Below are 18537 nucleotides of genomic sequence, written 5' to 3' on the forward strand. Positions count from 1 at the left end.
GAAAGGAAGGGATTTTAAAGCAGCTGCGCTGATAGACTTATCCACAGTTGCTGATATAGAAATCAGCAATCCGCCCTGGGTCAAATTTCAATCGGCAGGGTGGGTCAATTTTCCATCAGCACCAACAGTCGGGGTCTGAAAATTGGGGTGAGGATGCCCCAGGGAGCGTCTGATAGGGCCCTAATTGGCCCCTAAACGCTGACCCAATCCACGAAAATGATGCTCGATGCTTTGCGATGCTCAGTGTCCGGATGTCGACGGATCAGCGGACGAGGATCGTCAAATGCTTGCAGATCTCTCAACTGTGGCAAAATCGCGAGCAGCTTTCGGTGTTAATCGGAAGTTAAGAACTGAGGCCGGGTACCCTGCCTCCAGACCGTTGCAGGTGCCCTTGAACAATCCTCCCACCACGTTGCCGGATGACTCGCTGAGCGAAGCGCTTCGGCAGGCCCCATATTCTCTGGAAGCGGAACAAGCCGTTCTGGGCGGACTGCTGCTTGAGAACTTGGTATGGGAACAACTTTCGGACGTGGTGTCGGAAGGTGATTTCTACTTCAGCGATCACCGTCATATTTTTCGCGTCATCAGTTTGCTGGCAGAACGTGGGCATCCATTCGACGTGGTGACGGTTCGAGACCAGTTGGTGCTGGAAGGGTTGCTTGAGAGCTCACCTGACCTCGACTACATCACGGAGCTGGCCAAGAGCACTTGGTCCAGCGCGAATGCAAAAACCTATGCGAGCGTCATCAGAGAGCGAGCAAAGCTGCGGGAAATAATCGCCACATGCGAGGACATCCAAGCCCACGCTCTATATCCGGAGGGTAGGTCGGCGTCAGACCTCGTTGAAGAGGCCGAGCGGAAGATTCTTCTGGTCGCCGGAAAGCAGCCCAAAGAGGGCGGCCCCGTTGGTGTCAACGAACTCCTGGTCAAAGGCCGTGAAAAGATTGAGGCGCGCGCAAAGGGCCAAGTAGCTGGGTTGCGCACGGGGTTCGATGATCTGGACAAAATTGTCGATTCTCTGCAACCCGCTGACCTGGTCATCGTCGCGGGCCGCCCCTCCATGGGTAAAACCACCTTTGCGATGAACATCGTTGAGAATGCGGTGCTTAAGACCGACAAGGTGGTTATTGTCTACTCCCTTGAGATGCCCGGGATCTCCTTGATCAACCGGATGATTGCCTCGATAGGCGGGATAGATCTGACCAAGGTTAACAATGGTCAACTGCAGGATACGGATTGGCCGAAGCTGGTTAAGGCCGCCGATCTGCTCAACCAGCCTAACCGATTTTTCATCGACGACTCCTCCGGTGTGAGCCCGTCGGAGATGCGGGCCGAGACACGGCGAATCTTCAGAGCGCACGGTGAGATCGGCTTGATCATGGTGGATTATCTGCAGTTGATGAGGATCCCTGGTTCAAGCGGGAAAAACCGGACCAATGAAATCTCTGAGATCTCACGTTCCCTGAAGGCGTTGGCCAAAGAGTTCGGCTGCCCGGTGGTTGCGCTGTCACAACTTAACCGCAGCCTCGAGTCGCGACCGGATAAGCGCCCCCTCAATTCGGACTTACGCGAGTCCGGCGCCATCGAACAGGACGCGGATGTGATCATGTTCGTGTACCGCGACGAGGCGTATTACCCCGACTCGAAGTACAAGGGCACTGCCGAAATCATCATTGGCAAACAACGAGAAGGCGCTACCGGGTTCTGTAGGCTGGCCTTTGTTGGAAAGTACAGCCGATTCGAAAATCTGAAGACCGGGACTCACGAGTTCAGTGAGCTGGAGATGGGGCGCAAGACCCCGCCGGTATCGCCGCGGGTTGGGCGCGTCCATGTGCCTCAAGTCGCTACCGTTGACAACTACAAGCAATCACGGCGCAAACCCCGCAAGAAGTAGCCGCTTAACACTGCGCTTCCTCTACTTGAAGGCTCGCGAGGTCGGTTTCAACCTTCAAGATCTGGGTTGGGCGTTCCTCATTTCCACGACTTCGAATCGTTATCCCAAAGCAAACCCTAACTCTGCTCGCCACAGTGCAAGTTCGTCCCTGCAATCTGGGGCGGATTGAACACTGCGCATTTTAATCAGGTGAGACCATTTCTATCTGATTGGAGAGGGGCGAGCTCCGGGGTATCCACGGGAGTGAGCCTCTTGAATCTGGCCATTGACCAGCAAATGACGTTGCCAGTTGGACGGGGCATATGGCTTCGCACGACCTGGCATTTCGAAGTGGCGCTATGCGTCCCGCCCCGACCGGAAGCTCGGAATGAGGAATGAGTTGTGGAGAAGACACCGGATAAATGGGTGGTAAGCATGAATGGGGTTTCGGTTGGCGAATTGGAAGTTCAACAGGTTGAGGCCTTTGAGCAGGAAGCCAAGCGTGACAAGCGCCTGTATTTGAGTCAGTGCCTTAACGTCGCCGGCTGCATTCTGCGCGGCCTGGCAACTACCGTACAATTTGCCCCCTTGCTCCTGGTCGCGGGCGCGACGTTATTCGCGATCGATTCGCCTGGGCGGTTTAACGAGTTACTGTCGGAAAACGCAGCGGGTCTGTTGGTTGTTGGCGTCTACACGTCACTCCTGGTTGGTGGGTTCGTCGTCGGCCTTGCGACCGCTTGCAGCATGCTGAAGCTTGGCTTCGTAAACCACTTTACCGACCGCAAGCACTTGTTGATTCGACGCGCCCTGGGCCTCGCGGCAAATGGTGACATTGAGCTCCTTTTGGAGCAGAAGGGGTAGCCAACGGCCAGACCTGAATTTTGTGCAATAAAAAACCGGCATATGCGCCGGTTTTTTTTTAGGAACAATCTAGTTTTGCAGCTGCTGAACCGAGCGCAAAGTCCTTACCACTGCTGTCGTACGCGGGGTGAGGGAGTAGCACTGTTCGATCCGATCAGCGAAGCCATCGAAACTGACCCGCTTGACCTGGGCTGATCCGTCCTTCAGCACGTGACCGAAACAAATCAAAGCGTGAGTCACAATTTCTGCTTGTTCAGATGTGCCGAGATACGAATCCACGCCAATGGTTTGGCCGCAGACAATAATGGGATCTTGCATTTTCTCGCTCCTACAGGGGAGTGAGGCGACGCCCCGCAGGGACATAGCCCCACTGGCGGTTAAGTTTTTTTCACGAAGCGCAGGCAGCTGAGCTTTACGCGATGACAAACAACACATCGAAGTGTTTTGCCCTAAGGGATCACTGCGAAGGATTCAATGACTCTACGAGTACCTGGTTTTAGTCCGGGATCTCAGAGATTGGCTTTAGACCGTTTTGTACAGCGCCACAAGAGACGTGACAGAACAAAGGTGATGGCCAGGCAGATAAAAGCGAGCAGCAGCAGGAATGTCGGCTCGTACTGGTAAGAGCCCCAGATCATCGCGATAAACCAAAGGAAAATTTCCATGGAGACCTCATGCGTTTTGAGGTTCCAGGTCCCGACAGGGGCTTGGAACCCCGGTGGGTGGATTGATGTGCTCTGTTCGGCGAACCCAGGTCCAGCTTGACCTGCCCCGAAGGGACAGCCGGTGGCTGTAAGGAGACACGATCTTACACGCCGGCGTGCATGCCCGACAACACGAGGTATGGGGTACCACACCAGTGGAAATGGGAGTACCTGATCAGCGAGGCGCTTGCAGAATTTTGAAGTGTGAAACAATTTTGGCTCTGCGTGCCCAAGGGACAGGCGTCCCGTGGCGCTCGTTGCCGGCTGCGAAGTGGGCCGGGTGATGTCCCGCATCTAATTCACTGATTGACGCGTAGGCCCTCTCTGGGGTCAATTGCGTGCAGTCAATAGCAGCCAACCCCAGTGCAAATTCGACCGGGGCCGGCGGCAACGGGTTTTCATTTCACCAGATGAAGATAAAACGAGCCCATGAACGAAATATCCGCTCCTGAGCAATACGATCTACAAACTGCCGCTCTCAAGGTCCCACCGCACTCCATCGAGGCTGAACAGGCTGTTCTCGGTGGTCTGATGCTGGACAACAACGCTTGGGAACGCGTGCTCGATCAAGTATCCGACGGCGATTTCTACCGTCATGATCATCGCCTGATTTTCCGTGCGATCGCCAAGCTGGCCGATCAGAACTCGCCGATCGACGTCGTGACCCTGTCTGAGCAACTGGACAAGGAAGGTCAGACGTCACAGGTTGGTGGCCTCGGCTACCTCGGCGAACTGGCGAAAAACACGCCATCGGTCGCCAACATCAAGGCTTATGCGCAAATCGTTCGCGAGCGGGCGACATTGCGCCAGTTGATCGGTATCAGCACCGAAATCGCCGACAGCGCGTTCAATCCGGAAGGCCGTACAGCCGCCGAGATTCTTGACGAGGCTGAGCGCCAGATCTTCCAGATCGCCGAGGCCCGGCCAAAAACCGGTGGCCCGGTGGGTGTGAATGATCTGCTGACCAAAGCCATCGACCGTATCGACACACTGTTCAACACCGACAACGCCATTACCGGCCTGTCCACGGGCTATACCGACCTCGACGAGAAGACCAGCGGCTTACAGCCGTCCGACTTGATCATCGTCGCCGGCCGTCCGTCCATGGGTAAAACCACCTTTGCGATGAACCTGGTGGAAAACGCCGTGTTGCGCAGCGAGAAGGCTGTTCTGGTTTACTCGCTGGAGATGCCAGGCGAATCGCTGATCATGCGTATGTTGTCGTCCCTCGGCCGTATCGATCAGACCAAGGTCCGTTCCGGTCAGCTTGAAGACGACGACTGGCCGCGACTGACCTCGGCGGTCAACCTGCTCAACGACCGCAAGCTGTTCATCGACGATACCGCCGGCATCAGCCCGTCGGAAATGCGTGCCCGGACCCGGCGACTGGTGCGTGAGCACGGCGAAGTCGGCCTGATCATGATCGACTACCTGCAGTTGATGCAGATTCCGGGTTCCAGCGGTGACAACCGGACCAACGAGATTTCCGAGATCTCCCGATCCCTGAAAGCCCTGGCCAAGGAATTCAACTGCCCGGTGGTGGCGTTGTCCCAGCTCAACCGTTCCCTGGAACAACGGCCGAACAAGCGCCCGGTAAACTCCGACTTGCGGGAATCCGGAGCGATCGAGCAGGACGCCGACGTGATCATGTTCGTGTACCGCGACGAGGTGTATCACCCGGAAACCGAACACAAGGGTATTGCCGAGATCATCATCGGCAAGCAGCGGAACGGGCCGATCGGCTTTATCCGCCTGGCCTTTATCGGTAAGTACACGCGATTCGAAAACCTGGCACCGGGTAGCTATAACTTCGACGACGACGAGTAAGGCTATGGGGGCCTGACTGAGTAAGCCTTCTCGCTTGGAGCGCTTGTTTTTGACCGGCCCCAAAGCTACCTTAGATTCTGATTTTGGCCTGCAGAATGAACTGCGCCCAAATGGGAAGCTGGCCCGTCTGCCAGCACTTCGTATCGTTGGGAATTCTTGGTCTATTTAGGACCTGATTCTCGTCTCAATCTCCCGGCAATTCTGCCCGGGTTCTTCGCCTACCGGGCATACTCTCCCGGTAGGGTGGGTGTGCCTGCAAAGCTAATTTGGAGGTACACACTATGTCGCAAGAACCAACTTTTTCCGGCTTTGAAACCATTGAGGCTGCACGCGCTCACCGTGAGTCGGCAGGAGGCTGGATTTTCGAAGCCGCCACCGGAGAGGTCGTTTGGTTTCACTACCGCTATACGCCTACGGTCATCCTTGGGCACCACGCAATTTCCGGTCTCACCGGAAGGCTGGTGTGACGATGAAAATAGAAACGGTCGTTCAGCTTCTGCCCGAGGACTGTGGTCTGCAACACTCCATCGTCCGCCTGCACAACAGCAACATCGATTCCAAGCGGTTGGACCGTGAAAGGTTTTTCCGGCGGGAAGCGGTGGTCATCTGTAATCCACAAAATGGGTCACGGGTTCTTCGGTATGCAATGGGTACACCAGGGGGCATCTCGATTACCAAGCGTGCTGTTGCCTTGGATTACGATGCTGTCGATGTGCTCGGTATCAGATTCAAAACTGACGTCGACCTGGAAATCAGACGGGCGTCGACCTTTGAGGTCTACCAGTGGTTTTGGAGCCATCCTGATCTTGGTATTCGGCTCTCAACTCGGCTCGGCGTGATGGGTGGCGTCCTTGGCATAATGGGGTTTCTCGTTGGCTTAATGCCATTCCTCCACTTATAGGTACCTGTTGCTCATGAAGTGCAGAACTGCTGTCGCTGCACTTAACCGAGAAATGGAAAAAGTAAAGGCCCGGCATTTGTCCGGGCTTTTTTTTGCCCATGAATTAGAAAGATGCCTTGCTTGCTCCTGCTATCCCATGTCAAGCAGGTGCTGTTCGCTGCATTGCAGCAATTCTTTAAGCTCTGGAACAATCTGGTTAGTCAGGGTCGCCTGAGCCCACGCAGCGAAGTTAGGGTCTGTCATTCGAGCAATCTCAAGTAGCGCTATGTGGAGTCGGGCAAGTAAGGCGGTGGACTTTCTGGTCAACGCCCACTCAACCAAAGCCTTGGAGTCGTTTAGGTCCTCCCTAAGGTACGATAAAAGCGATTGCGTGATTGGTTCAACAATACCAACGTCATGGCAGACAACAGAGCCACCATTAGGTAGATCGTGATGCGGCAGCTGCCCGGTGATCATTGGGTGGGATGAGAGCAACGGGAAACTCGCTGAGGCGATCTCTAAAAGAAACGGTTGTTCTAACCTGACCAGGTTGCCACTGTCATCCATGACTTCGGTTCGCGCACCACACACATGAGAAAGAATTTGCCAAGGGGTTACATCCTCGAATAACCGCCCTAAAGGTTCGCCAAGTTCAAGTCTTTTTGGCACTCCCTTTATAAAAAGATCAATAACCGTTTCGTCAACGACACGAAATTTTATATGGCCAATGCCTGGATGTAAGCCAGCGTACGTCGTGCCTGGCTTCGGTGATTTGCTTTGGGGTTTTGTAGTGAGGAGTTTAAGCATAACGCCGACCGGCAACCCCTCATCTTCCGTTGATGCCTCGAGCAGTGCATGTGCTGCAATCACATCCCCAAGTGGCAAGCGAGATGCTGCGTCAGTCAGCCAAGTGGCCGCATCCTCAGGATTCTCTTCTGATCGACTACGGATTTCGGATTTGATGACCCTGGCAATCTCGCTGGCGAGAAGTGCTGGCTGTCGTACGTAACTGATTTGCTCTTCCGTAACCTCATGAATTGCGCCTTTCAGGTAACCCGCTTCCTCAAGTAAATTCAATTCCTCAGAGCTCAGCACCTGCAACAACGTGGCACGACGGATCCCAAATGTGCGATTGCATTCGACAATTAGAGTCGGGTGTCGCGCGGCGTCGCTCGATTCAATAATCATGGCTTGAGCGACTTTTGCGAAGCCACGACGAAGATCGATGTTCTCAAATCGATCACGAGCGTATTGGATAAGGTCGGTGTTGAGCATTGGCAGGATGGCCAGAAAGGTTTCCTGGGTTTCACCTTCAAGGCCCGACAGCGCCAATGCGGCTACGGACCGGAGTATCCATGGATGACGGTAATCCGGCGTGTAAAACGCCCCCTGCATGAGCACAAGGCGATTATCGAGCAAGGTCTGTACGGCACGAGGGAATTCATAGTTATCCAGCGGCTCTACTTCAACACGCACCGCTCTGCGTCCGATTGGCGATTTGTTGCGGCCATTTGTGATCACAATTCTGCTTGCCACTGTTGTATCCAGTGCCACCACCAGCTTTAAATGTTTTCCAAACTTAGTACTCGAGAGGTCCTCAATCTCCTTTCGGACGACTCTATCGTCACTGTTGAGCCCATCGATTGCCAGAATCAGGTCGGGGCCATTGGCGTCTGACACCTGTTTCAACCAATAACGGGCCTCTTCCACCGTAACCGGCCAGTTCAGGTGACTTTCTAAAGCATCCGCGATGCACTGAAGAATGCTGCTTCCTGTATCGGTTTCTATGTAGAGAGTCGCTCCAACCTCATTGGCGGCCGTCAGCTCGCATAACTCACGCAAAACGTTACTTTTGCCTACCAGTGACGACCCCTCGAGCAAAACGAGTTTCTGATTATTCATCAGGAAGTCGACGACCACTGATGTCGCTTGCCTCGGAATAAGAAAGTTTCGGCCGAAAGGCTGATCAGTGTCCTCAATGTCGCCCGTCAGTTCCTCCATGTTCGCACTGGAGGCATGCAGTACCGCCTGCATCCAGACGGAAGAATTTGTGCCCATGAGAGTCTGAATTGCGAGCTTAAGGTCTGCCCTGGCTGCTTTTGAGGCGCTGTCCATCAAGGCGGTAAATGCCTGCGCATCCTTGTCGACCGCTACCCATACACATCCGGTGTGGGTTTCAAGGTAACGCGTTTCGATTCCGTTGCTGACCACCACCAATGGTGGAGTTGGATTAAGCGCACGAGCATACGAAAGACCTTGTTGACCATCATCGGGCTGGAGCTCTTCGCTCATCCTTTTGAGCTCTAGCACCGCCAGCGGCTTGTCCTCAACGTACAGCAGGACGTCGGCCCGCGATCTAGCGGATGTGGGTTTTGAACCGTCAACCTTGATTGCAGCATGGCCAAACTTGAATTGAAACTGGATTTGATGGCGAATGGCGTGAGCTGGCATAAGGGGAAAGGCCAGCCTTATGGACGCATGGATTTCTGCTTCTAGATCGGTCTCGGTTGGGGCGGTAGTTAGCTGTGTCACTGTCATAGTTGCCTGCGTCCGTAAGATGGTATTACGTAATAGTTGGGTGAGGTGGCCGCAAGTCTGCTGGCTTTATCGCGCGATGATCGCCGTGAAAATTTGGGGAGTATCATCCCTCTTTTGGTAAAAGGCCGCGAATGGTCAATCACCGCTCAGTCACCTGGTGAGCGTCTTCCGCACAGGTCACCCCTTCCGGTTTTGGTCGACCTGTATCAACCATTGTCTTGAAGGCACTACCAGTGCGGCCCAGCGCACCTATGGCGGCGGATAGGTCCTGCGCCGGGGCGAGGTATTCGCGCCTCAGCCGCGTTCACGCGTTACCACAGCGCTAATATTTCCTCGGTCGTTTCATCTCCAAAAACCTTTCGGCCCCACCCCATGGCCATGGCAGCTACGATAGAAGCTACCGTGAGCAAGGGTAGCGAGACCCTCATCTGACCAGGGTTATCAACTACCCATCACTTAAGAATGATCCACCGCTCACAGCCTTTGCCAGGTAGAGGCGCTCCCTCAATCAATTCTGCTGGTTTGACTTCAACTCCCTCAGCCCTGGCCTTACTTTGAACCAACTCCCGCGCTTCGGCGTGGGAGGCGCAGTGTAAGGTGGTGAACGAGTAACCACTTGCCCCTGCAACATTGCGGTTGATTGCCGTGTAATCAGAACCTGCAGGAATGATTTCCAACCACCTACCGAACGGTACTTCCTTGCCATCGGCTGTTGACGCATGCACTTCAAGCACATCGCGCGGATCGTAGTCATCTGGCAGTGACACGCCAAGCAACGAATCCAGCTGAAGATTCCCGTTTTCATCGACGCAACCATCTGCAAGCCAAGCCTGAGAACCTCTGCCATCTCGGCGCATCCAGTTCGCGTACGCAGTCGCCAGGCGCGGATCAGGATGAGAACCGCCCATAGGTCTCATATAAGCCCCGGATAGAGGTTTCATGCCCTCATGTCGGTGTTCCGCTGATAATTGAGCGAGGCCCCATGGGGATTTGTTGGCTATCAGCTGGTCATGATGTGAGGCCGCATATTCCTTGTCGACAAATGCTCGAATGAACCGGCGGCGCATTTCAGCTCGGGTATTGTCATCCGGGGCATTGTGGTACAGCCACCCATACGGGTTTGAAATACAAGCGCCGATATAGTTTACGTTCCTGGTGCTGGGATAGAGGTAGGCGCCTACAGGAATCACCAGGTTGGGGCTTGCAACGATGCTGGTTTCTTCACTCATTTCGCTGCGAAGTTCGAACCAATCCTCGAGCAGTACCCGGTGCGATGCCGCATCTTGCCCCCTAAGAAGGGCCTTGAGCTCGCCGGCGTGGCCAACGACCTCATCCAAAACCTCTTGCTTGAGCTCGTAGGAATTAAAAACAGAGGTTCGCAACCACTCATTGATCTCGCTCCACTCCTGTAGGGACGTCTCGGCGGCATCAACTTGGCGCAGGATGACCCAACGCCGGCTCTTTTCTACCAGTACGCCCTTGCTGTGCTCGAAGACCATGCGATTCACCCACGCATGAGGCTCGAGTCGATTATCAAGCTCGTTGTCTTTTGGAGCAGCGTAGGCGACGAATTTGCTGTTGCCTGTCAGGGCAATCCTTAGTGGCTGGTAGCCCAACTGACGAACGAAGGCTTCAATCTCTTGGGCCTGGCGTTTACCGTTCCCGGCCAGTGCGTACATCTGGTCGAGGAGGCCTTTCCACGCCGCGGGGGCCTTGCCATCCACAAACTGCGGGAGTGGCTTGCCACGGTTTGCTGCACGCCATGCAATTACGGTTTGACTGATGATTCCTCGCGCTTCTTCGCCGTGGGCAATGGTCCCATCGGAAAGGGCCTGTAGCATCCGATTACGGGCATCCTGCTCACTTGCTCGCTCTTGCTCGAGGTGGGCGAGCGCCAGCTTGAAGAAGCGAATGAACTGTAGGTGGCTGTAGCGAGCCTCACGGTTGTGGATGTACCACCGCAGCTCTTCAGGTTCGACCGTATCGAGACACAGGAAGGCAAGGCTGTCTGATGCCCAGGTACGACGGTCAAAGGAGGTGAGATTCACGTTGCAGGCAAACCTGCGGGCTCTAGAGCCGTAGCCACCGCTCACCTCAACTTTCACGCAGAGCGAATCGGCAACCCTTGCGGCAATTTTGAGGTTTATCGGGTTTGAGGGGCTGAAGACTCGATCAAAATGGTCTCCAGGCCGTTCCTTACATGCGCTAGGGGCAGTGTCGGGATTCATGAGCTCGTGCCACAAGCACAGGACCCTGCTACCAGAGCAGAGGTAAGCGTTTTTTTCTTTGATCCATTCTGCAACCGGCTGGCGAGGGGTGGTCTCGATCAGGCCTTCACCGTCATCGTCATGAATAAAGCGGCAGAACTTCTCCTGGAAGTCCAAGGTTACAAAGTGCAGCGATTCCGGCCCTGGGTAAAACTCACCGAACAATTTCTCTCGGTGGTCTAGGCCGCACATCAGCAGCAGGAATCGTTTGTAGTGCAAGGCGTAGCGTGCATGGCTGGACAGATGAGCCGTGTAGGCCACGTCCTCAAATTTGATCTGTGATCCGTCTACGCCACGAAAAATCCGGTCTTGGTCATCCCGAGACGGGAAGAGCCGGCCGGTGCCTAAATGACTTTCGACGGGACTGAACACACGATGAACATTTTCGCCATTGCGAACCATCAGGAAAACTTTGCGGTTCTCATCGTTCTTGGCTTGATTGGTCCAGCGATCACCGTAATCAAGGTCGCGCCGGGTAGTTGCCATCACTAGAACGCAACGCTCAGTCGGGAAAATCTGATTGACCAGATCATCGTGATTTCGCAGGGCGTCAAAAAACAGCTCTTCCTTGGTGAAATCAAAGTCTTCGTCGACCTCTGCCCAAACGGCCAACTCCTCGTCCATCATCAATTTCTTCTGAGCAAAACTCAGCGGCTGGGATGGATCGGCCGGCTTGCCGGTGCGGATGGTCTGCACCGCGACCGATTTTCCGACATATAGGTCTAGGGACTCGATGCCCTCGATCAGGTTGGCGACATACGAACGGATATCCTCCGTCTTGGCCAGTGATGCCGCGGCCTTCTCTTCAAAAAAGGGGGTGAGCTTTTTGACCACGGTAGTAATTTCGGCTGTCTTGCCCTGAATCCACTGTGACTGGATGGTGGCCACCTGGTACTCGCGCTCAGCGACTGCTTTCATTGCCTGTACCTTCTCGGACGTGATGCCGCTGCCCAAGGCATTGGCAATGCTGCCGGTTGCCAGCTGAGACATCTCTTGTCGTACTGAGTGGTCGTAGAGCACCAGGGCCCCGCCTGCTGTATCTGACTCACTCGCGGCTTCGGATTTTTCTCGCAGCTGATCCTCGACCACACGTGCAAGAATGTCCGGGTTTGACTGCGCTACGATCAGTTCTGATTGCAGCTGCTGGATCGTGCTGTGTATGCGGGCGGTTTCGTCGGCACGAATTGTATCGGCGTCGGGTTCGTACTCGAACTGGAGCAGGAAGTCCTTCAGCAAGAAGTCATATGTGCCATGGCTCACATAGGACCTGCGAACTGTGCCATCGGGCTGAGGGATTTCAATTTCCTCGCGAGTGCCGAATATTGACGGGTGCGCGCGCATGACAATGGTGTGCGCGGCGTTATCGACCCACTTGATTGACTGCAGTAGCAGAACCGAATCGAGGGCGATTGCCTTTTGCGGAATCGCTGCAATTGCGCGCCAGTATTGGCCGGCCTGAAGAGATTGGAATTTCTCTACGCGCTCAAAATCCTCGAGCGGGCGGCGGTTGGTTAGCTGGGTGTTCAGCGGATCAGACATGAGGGCATTCCTGCAGTTGCGTTGAAGGAAGGCTCTCACGAAGCTGGGATATGCAAGCCTTCAACGGCGGCATCGATGGGAAAGGAGAGGCACGGGGGATTCAGAGCATTTCGGGCCCCCGACGGGGCCGGTTGAGCTTGCTTTACGCTGCAGCTTCGCCATCTTCGGCAGCAGCCTTTGCTTCCATGGCTTTGGCTTTTTCGTCAGCCTTTTTTTCCTTGTTGCTGATTTCGTCGAGCAGCGCCTGCATCAAGGTCTGGTTCTCAGGGCTCAAGCCCTTAAAACCTGGGTCTGCGATCACTTTCTTGGCAGCGTCGTACAAAGGCTTCGCCTGCTTTTTAACGACCTTCTCCAGGCTGGCGCCGGCAATGAAGCTTTTCGTGACGCTCTTTTTGCCGGCTCGCTTGGCGCTTTCCAAACCTTGCTTGAGCACCTCTACGGCGCCGCCACGGTGCTTGCGCAGCATGTCCAGAGCGAGGCCGACTGAGCACTCGCCCTGCTGGATCATCGTCACAATGCTGATTGGAGCACTAACAACTTCGAGCAATTGATCCACGTACTCAGCGCCGAAACCCAGCTTTTCTCCGATTTGTGCCGAAGTCCAGTTGAAGCCGGCCAAGCGTTTGCACACCAGTGCGGTTTCAAATGTCGTCAGTGGCTTGCCGGTGTTGCTGGTGTACAGGCCAGCAATGATGTCCTGCAAGCCAATGCCTTTGGTGGGCAGCGTGACGATCGGAATGTTCAGGATTTTTGCGCCTTCGGCCAGCGCGATGCGCAATGCTGCCAGTCGGCAATGACCGTCGGCCAGATAGCAAACCGAACTTCCGTCCTCTTTTTCGACGACAAAGACCTCAAGGGGCTTGGAAGTTTTGAAGCCGTTGACCTTCATGCTGTCAGCAATTTTGCGGACATGGGCCTGCAAGTCGGCGTCGTTGACGCGGACGTTCAGACCATCCATCACGTGGATCTTGTCGATCTCTTTTACCGATGGCATCCAGAGGTCGCGCGCCTTGGCGCTCATCCCACGTTCGAGAGCGCCCTTGATGGAGCCGAGCACGAAATCGAGGGAGTACTCGCTGGCCGGGATATCGGAGTCTTTAAGGGTGGCGACGTGTTCGGTCATGTTCTCATTCCTATGAGGGATCTGGTTCGGCGTTTGTGCCTTTCATGATTCGAGAGTACTCACGATCGCTAAACTGCAAGGCCTCAATCCGGCTACAAATCCGGGTCAAACTTGCGCTTGTGGGGATCACCTGGCTGATCCCGCCGTGTGGTTGGAGGGTGGCAGTAGCCAATCGGAAAGAATCTTTTTGCGGGGAGTTTGAGACGCGGATGTCGTCGAGCTTCAATGCGTGTCATCCGACCGCAAAGTATGGAGGGGATCGATTCATCTCGTCAGCGACGGGGTTGGGACCCTATTTAGGCGTGAATGGAGGCTTGCCGGATCGGTGCTTATGGGAAATTTAGCGGAACCAAAAAGCGCACGACCAATGAGGGGGAAGGATGAGCACACATATCGACCACGAGATTCGTGAGGTACTCAACTCGCCAGTCGCCAGCAACTGGCTCAAGGAAGCCCTTGGCAAGGCGTTAGAGCGCGATTGTGTCGACGCCGCGAACGATGCCGAAGCATTGCTGGATCTGCTCAACAAGCGCTGCGAGGAGGCCTTTAAAGGACTTGCTCCGGTCTCCTGATCGGAATTGCCCGCCATTCTCGCCCCTACCTGTGCCCTTAGGCAGGGCCGCGGTGAGCGAGCTGTGGATCGGATAGAACCGGGCAATCGGCGCTGTGAAACTCCTAATGGTGCCAACTGCCCTCTGCGCCGGATCTATTCCCCGACAATTTCATCAATCAGCTGCTTTTCAGCCAAGCGATCGCTAACCGGTGACTGCAGGCGATCGACGTACAAGCCCCGCTCATAGGTGACTATGAGTTGGGCCTTCCACTCAATGCCGCTCTGAGTGGCGTCCGGCAGCTGCGCTTTGCGTGCACGCTGTCGTGCTTCTCGGTATGCACCTTGCCACTCTTCACGCGTTGAGTTGTAGCACCCCAGTGTTGGTTGGCGGGAGAAGGGGATTCGCTTGTAGATTCTTTGGGCTGTGCTTGGAGCCAGAGCCGTGTTGTTACTTCCATCGAGGTGAAAAGCTGCATCGGGCACGGTTTCTTTGCTTCGTGTGGGGGAGGGATTCATCTTTAGCTCCTGTCTTCGGAATAGGGTGATCCGAATTTCCCATGGACCCTTCGAACTGCAAGTCAGGGGCGACGTGTGCTGTTGGTCACCAGCATCTGCTTCCCGGCTTTGTCTAGGCTCCTACGGCCTCTGTCGTGATTGCACCGGGAGCGCAGCGTTCCCGCCGTGATCTTTCCTGGGAGTGCGTGAGTTCGGGGCGCCGAGTGTCCCCGTCCATATCTCCGCGGTACTTGAGCGTTTTTGCAATCACTGCGCCGGGCAGTCTGGAATTGGCGACTGTAAGAGGGCCGAACTCAACCCAAGGAATGCAACCACCCTGCGATCCTTAGCTGACTGGCTATAAAGCGCAGGAAAATCCTGAAGGAGAACGTATGCCCACAGTGCAGTTCATGTCACGAATTGACGCGCAACGGTATCGGCCGTCAGGCCAAGTGCATTTGCTGTCCATTTCTGACGGTGAGGACGATCAAGCCCTAGTGGAGGCCAGCCATTGGCAGAGTGTTGAATTTCATTACTTCGTCGATGGAGATTTCGACGAAGAAAAAATGGCGATGTTTGGGACCAAATTTGAGCATTTGTTCCGCGACTATTTTCTGATCCCGCAGGCCGATCGTCTTCGCGAATCCATCGGCCGGCTGACCGCTACCGGATTGGACATTGTTGTGAACTGCCAGGCGGGGCGCTCTCGTAGTGCAGCTGTGTCGAAGTTCATCAGCGAGACCTACGGTTACTCACTGAGTCAGGAGACTCCTGATGCGAATCAGACTGTACTTCGCATGCTGCGTCGAGATAGTGCTTTGCTGGCGGCATATCGTGCGACGCTGGCGCCTGTTGTTGCTAAGCCTGATCCGAAACCCGGGGCCATGAAAAGGTTGTTGAGTTTGTTTGCGCTGTGGAGGCCAACCAAGTCGTGACGGCATTTGGCGGACTTCTGACAATACCTGCACTCTGCACTGATCACTTAACCCGGCCATGCCGGGTTTTTCTTTATTTGCTCCGCTTCAGGCGCGTCGAAGTATTTCATGGGGCGGAAAAATGCCGGGGTAGAACGCTGGGGTGGGCGATAAGAAAACACCGAACGAGGGCCTTTCAGATGGTTCAAGTAAGTGGGTCGAATGGGGGGGTTGCAGTTTACGAAGCGTCGGTATTCTGAATCTGCACTCACCTTTCCAGCGTGAAAAAATAACGCACATTCAAGGACTCACGATGAACCGTATCTCGCTTCCGCTCTCCTTGCTGGCAATCGCCGTAGCGACCTCGGCCAGCTTCGCCAATGCTGAAAGCTATGAGGCCAATGCCGGACCAAAAGTGTGGAATACCAGTGTCGCTGAAGACCTGACCATCACCGGTGGTTTGACGCTTGTGGACATCAACGGTGATCCGGTGCGTCTGATCGAAGTCAACGGCACCGACACAAAATCCATCACCAACCAAGGCATCTTGCGGGCATTTGCCGACGGAGGTGTTTCGTTCGCGCTGAATCATGCGCTTGTTGACGGCGATGTGCTCAATGCCGGGCAGATTCAAACCAACGGTCCAAACAGCATCGGGATGTTGATCGACACCAGCACTGTCAACGGCTCCTTGTCTAACGCAGGCACAATCACCGTAACCGGTCGCGTCTTCCCTGTAGGGACCCCGGCCACATACGGGATTCTGGTGAAAAACTCGGACATCGACGGCAACATTGCAAACACCAATGAAATCTACGGCAGCGGTCACACGGTTGTGGGGTTGGGGATCGTCAATGACGGCCAGAATCAGATTGGCGGATCCGTAACCAACAGCCGAGTGATTTCCGTCAGCGGCGAACAGTCCATTGCTCTTCAATTGGCAGGGGCAGATGTAAAGGGCGGCATTACCAACTCTGGCCTCCTTTACGCCAGTGGTGCTGGCGCCAGAAGCGCTGTGCTCGAAAACTCGACGTTCGGCCCGCTGGTCAACACTGGTGTGATTAACGCCGTAGGCGCACAAGGCGTCCCGGACCGGAGTGTGACCGCCATCTATGTCGACAACGTTCAGGGTTACACCGACGGCAACCTTGGCACCGCGGTCATTCAAAATACTTCCACCATTTCCTCATCTGGCGTTGGCATCCTCAACACCGGCTCGTCTGATCTGGTAATTAACAATACCGGTCGAGGCACCATTCTGGGCAGCATCGCGGCCATTGATGGTGGTGATCACACGACCCTGAACCTGGGTGGTGGATCGGTAACCGGCGACATCCTTGGCCTTAGCCAATTGAATGTCCTGGAGAACACGTCCTCCATTGTCACTGCAAAGTCCATCGAGGCTGGCTCGCTGAACGTCGGCAGCAATGCTCGCCTGTACCTGCGGACGTCTCAAAGTAGTTTGAAGGGCGATTTGCACCTGGCAGGCGGATCGGCGATGGATCTGATGCTCGCCACCGACACTGACCCGAACACTGCTTACCTCGACGTCTCGGGTACAGCAACCTTCGACGCGGGTTCGGCGGTGACGGTTTCGGCAAAGCCTTTTGACTTTACGCCGACAAAAGAAGGCGTCGAGTACGTCCTGGTGAAAGCAGGCTCTATCGCCGATAGCGGCGTGTCCGTGTCCAGCAGTTCCTATCTGTTGAACGTCAAGCAGTTCGCCGTGGACGGCAAGACTGTTAAAGCAGTCGTTCAGGCAAAGACTGACGATGAGATCGGCGACATCGAAGATCCGGACGGTGGCACTGACAATGGCGGCGGTGACGGCGGTTCCCCGCATGGCAACGACAGTGTTTTCAATGGTACCACTGGCGCCATTCTGGCCATGAAAAACAGCATCCTCAGCCAGTTGCAGCCAACCGACCCGGTGTTCCAGGCGTTGAGCAACGCGCAAACCCGCGAGGAAGTGCTGAAGATCGCCAAGCAGTTGACCCCAGAGGTTAACGGTGGGAGCACTGTGGCTGCGCTCTCAGGCCAAACCATTGTTGGTGGGGCAGTAAGCAACCGCGTGAGCAGCTTGCGCACCGGCCTGTCGTCGGGTGATGTGCTGAAGGAAACCGGTGTCTGGGCTCAGGCTCTTTCCAATAACTCGGACCAGAACAGCCGGGGTGGTGTTGATGGGTTCCAGTCCAACAGTGCTGGTATTGCGATTGGCGCTGACGGCAAGATCAACGATCAAACCACGATCGGTGCTGCGTTCAGCTACCTGAACACCAACGTGACCAGCGACAGCGGCGATAAGACGGAAGTGCAGGGCTCTGCATTCACCCTCTATGGCAGCTACCAGCTTGGTAACTGGTTCGTGGACGGGAGCATGACTGCCGGTAAGAACGACAACGACTCCAAGCGCTTTATCGTGGGGACTCAAGCCAAGGGTAGCTATGACTCCGACCTGCTGGGGGCGAGTGTCCTGGGCGGCTATGATTTCCATTTCGACAATCTGGTTGTCGAGCCTCGCGCTGGTGCCCGCTACACCAATGTGAAGATTGACGGCTTCACTGAGCACGGATCGTCGGCCGCACTGCAAGTCGGTGGCCAGCGCTTTGAGGTTGGTGAGGCAGGGGCGGGGGTTCGTGTTGCAGGCGATTTCCCGCTGGGTATGGGGAGTATTGAACCTGAGGCGACCGTGATGGCTTGGCACGACTTCATCGGTGACAAAGTATCCTCGACGTCGGCATTCGTCCTGGGCGGTAGCCCATTTGTAACCACAGGTGCTTCGCCTGTTCGTGACAGCTACGAAGCGACCCTTGGTGCCAATTATCGCATCGGTGCGGTAACAGTGGGTGCGAGCTACACCTACCAGACCAAGACTGACTTCGACGGTCAAACGGTGCTGGGTCGCGTACGCTGGGATTTCTAGGATCCACAAGTAAAAACCCGCTTCGGCGGGTTTTTTTTCG

General features: G+C 55.2%; 14 protein-coding genes. 8 read left to right on the forward strand and 6 right to left on the reverse strand.

The annotated features are described in order from the left end of the window. Window positions 1-391: 391 nt before the first annotated feature. Window positions 392-1894, forward strand: coding sequence for a replicative DNA helicase (gene dnaB, locus JJD74_RS27975; protein ID WP_234451898.1), 1503 nt, complete (start codon window positions 392-394; stop codon window positions 1892-1894). A 381-nt stretch (window positions 1895-2275) separates the two neighbouring features. Further along, a complete protein-coding gene (locus JJD74_RS27980) occupies window positions 2276-2734 on the forward strand; it encodes a hypothetical protein (RefSeq protein ID WP_200617400.1) in 459 nt (152 codons plus the stop codon). 69 nt (window positions 2735-2803) lie between these two features. Here the strand turns inward: JJD74_RS27980 and JJD74_RS27985 are convergent, their stop codons facing one another. Beyond that, window positions 2804-3052, reverse strand: a complete 249-nt coding sequence (locus tag JJD74_RS27985; protein WP_200617401.1) for a hypothetical protein — start codon at window positions 3050-3052, stop codon at window positions 2804-2806. Window positions 3053-3243: 191 nt separating this feature from the next. Next, on the reverse strand, window positions 3244-3399 hold the full coding sequence (locus JJD74_RS27990; RefSeq protein WP_200617402.1) for a hypothetical protein: 156 nt from the start codon (window positions 3397-3399) through the stop codon (window positions 3244-3246). Between the two features lie 468 nt (window positions 3400-3867). Here JJD74_RS27990 and dnaB (JJD74_RS27995) point away from each other — a divergent pair, with 468 nt between their 5' ends. From dnaB (JJD74_RS27995) to JJD74_RS28005, 3 genes are all read left to right on the forward strand, one after another. Further along, on the forward strand, window positions 3868-5265 hold the full coding sequence (gene dnaB, locus JJD74_RS27995) for a replicative DNA helicase (protein ID WP_200617404.1): 1398 nt from the start codon (window positions 3868-3870) through the stop codon (window positions 5263-5265). Window positions 5266-5546: 281 nt separating this feature from the next. Next, window positions 5547-5732: a hypothetical protein gene (locus JJD74_RS28000; RefSeq protein WP_200617405.1), complete on the forward strand. Its 186-nt coding sequence runs from the start codon at window positions 5547-5549 to the stop codon at window positions 5730-5732. Window positions 5733-5734: 2 nt separating this feature from the next. Continuing rightward, window positions 5735-6166, forward strand: coding sequence for a hypothetical protein (locus JJD74_RS28005; RefSeq protein ID WP_200617406.1), 432 nt, complete (start codon window positions 5735-5737; stop codon window positions 6164-6166). Between the two features lie 129 nt (window positions 6167-6295). Here JJD74_RS28005 and JJD74_RS28010 read toward each other — a convergent pair whose 3' ends face one another. The 3 genes from JJD74_RS28010 to JJD74_RS28020 form a co-directional block, all read right to left on the reverse strand. Next, the gene (locus JJD74_RS28010) at window positions 6296-8683 is read right to left on the reverse strand and encodes a type I restriction endonuclease (RefSeq protein ID WP_200617408.1); all 2388 of its coding nucleotides are present in this window, start codon (window positions 8681-8683) and stop codon (window positions 6296-6298) included. Window positions 8684-9135: 452 nt separating this feature from the next. Next, complete coding sequence (locus JJD74_RS28015; protein ID WP_200617410.1) at window positions 9136-12489, reverse strand: hypothetical protein; 3354 nt, start codon at window positions 12487-12489, stop codon at window positions 9136-9138. Window positions 12490-12631: 142 nt separating this feature from the next. Continuing rightward, entirely contained in the window at window positions 12632-13612 is a 981-nt protein-coding gene (locus JJD74_RS28020) for a hypothetical protein (protein WP_200617412.1), read from the reverse strand. Between the two features lie 380 nt (window positions 13613-13992). Between JJD74_RS28020 and JJD74_RS28025 the strand changes: the two genes are divergently transcribed. Continuing rightward, a complete protein-coding gene (locus JJD74_RS28025; protein WP_050682403.1) occupies window positions 13993-14184 on the forward strand; it encodes a hypothetical protein in 192 nt (63 codons plus the stop codon). Between the two features lie 134 nt (window positions 14185-14318). On the opposite strand, the gene JJD74_RS28030 is transcribed toward JJD74_RS28025, so the two are convergent. Next, window positions 14319-14681: a hypothetical protein gene (locus JJD74_RS28030; protein ID WP_234451895.1), complete on the reverse strand. Its 363-nt coding sequence runs from the start codon at window positions 14679-14681 to the stop codon at window positions 14319-14321. Window positions 14682-15052: 371 nt separating this feature from the next. Here JJD74_RS28030 and JJD74_RS28035 point away from each other — a divergent pair, with 371 nt between their 5' ends. Together JJD74_RS28035 and JJD74_RS28040 are read left to right on the forward strand one after the other, a co-directional pair. Further along, the gene (locus tag JJD74_RS28035) at window positions 15053-15595 is read left to right on the forward strand and encodes a hypothetical protein (protein WP_200617413.1); all 543 of its coding nucleotides are present in this window, start codon (window positions 15053-15055) and stop codon (window positions 15593-15595) included. Between the two features lie 292 nt (window positions 15596-15887). Continuing rightward, a complete protein-coding gene (locus JJD74_RS28040; protein ID WP_200617414.1) occupies window positions 15888-18497 on the forward strand; it encodes an autotransporter family protein in 2610 nt (869 codons plus the stop codon). Window positions 18498-18537: the final 40 nt, after the last annotated feature.

It is taken from the genome of Pseudomonas sp. MF6776, from assembly GCF_016613125.1.
Classification (GTDB): domain Bacteria; phylum Pseudomonadota; class Gammaproteobacteria; order Pseudomonadales; family Pseudomonadaceae; genus Aquipseudomonas; species Aquipseudomonas iridis.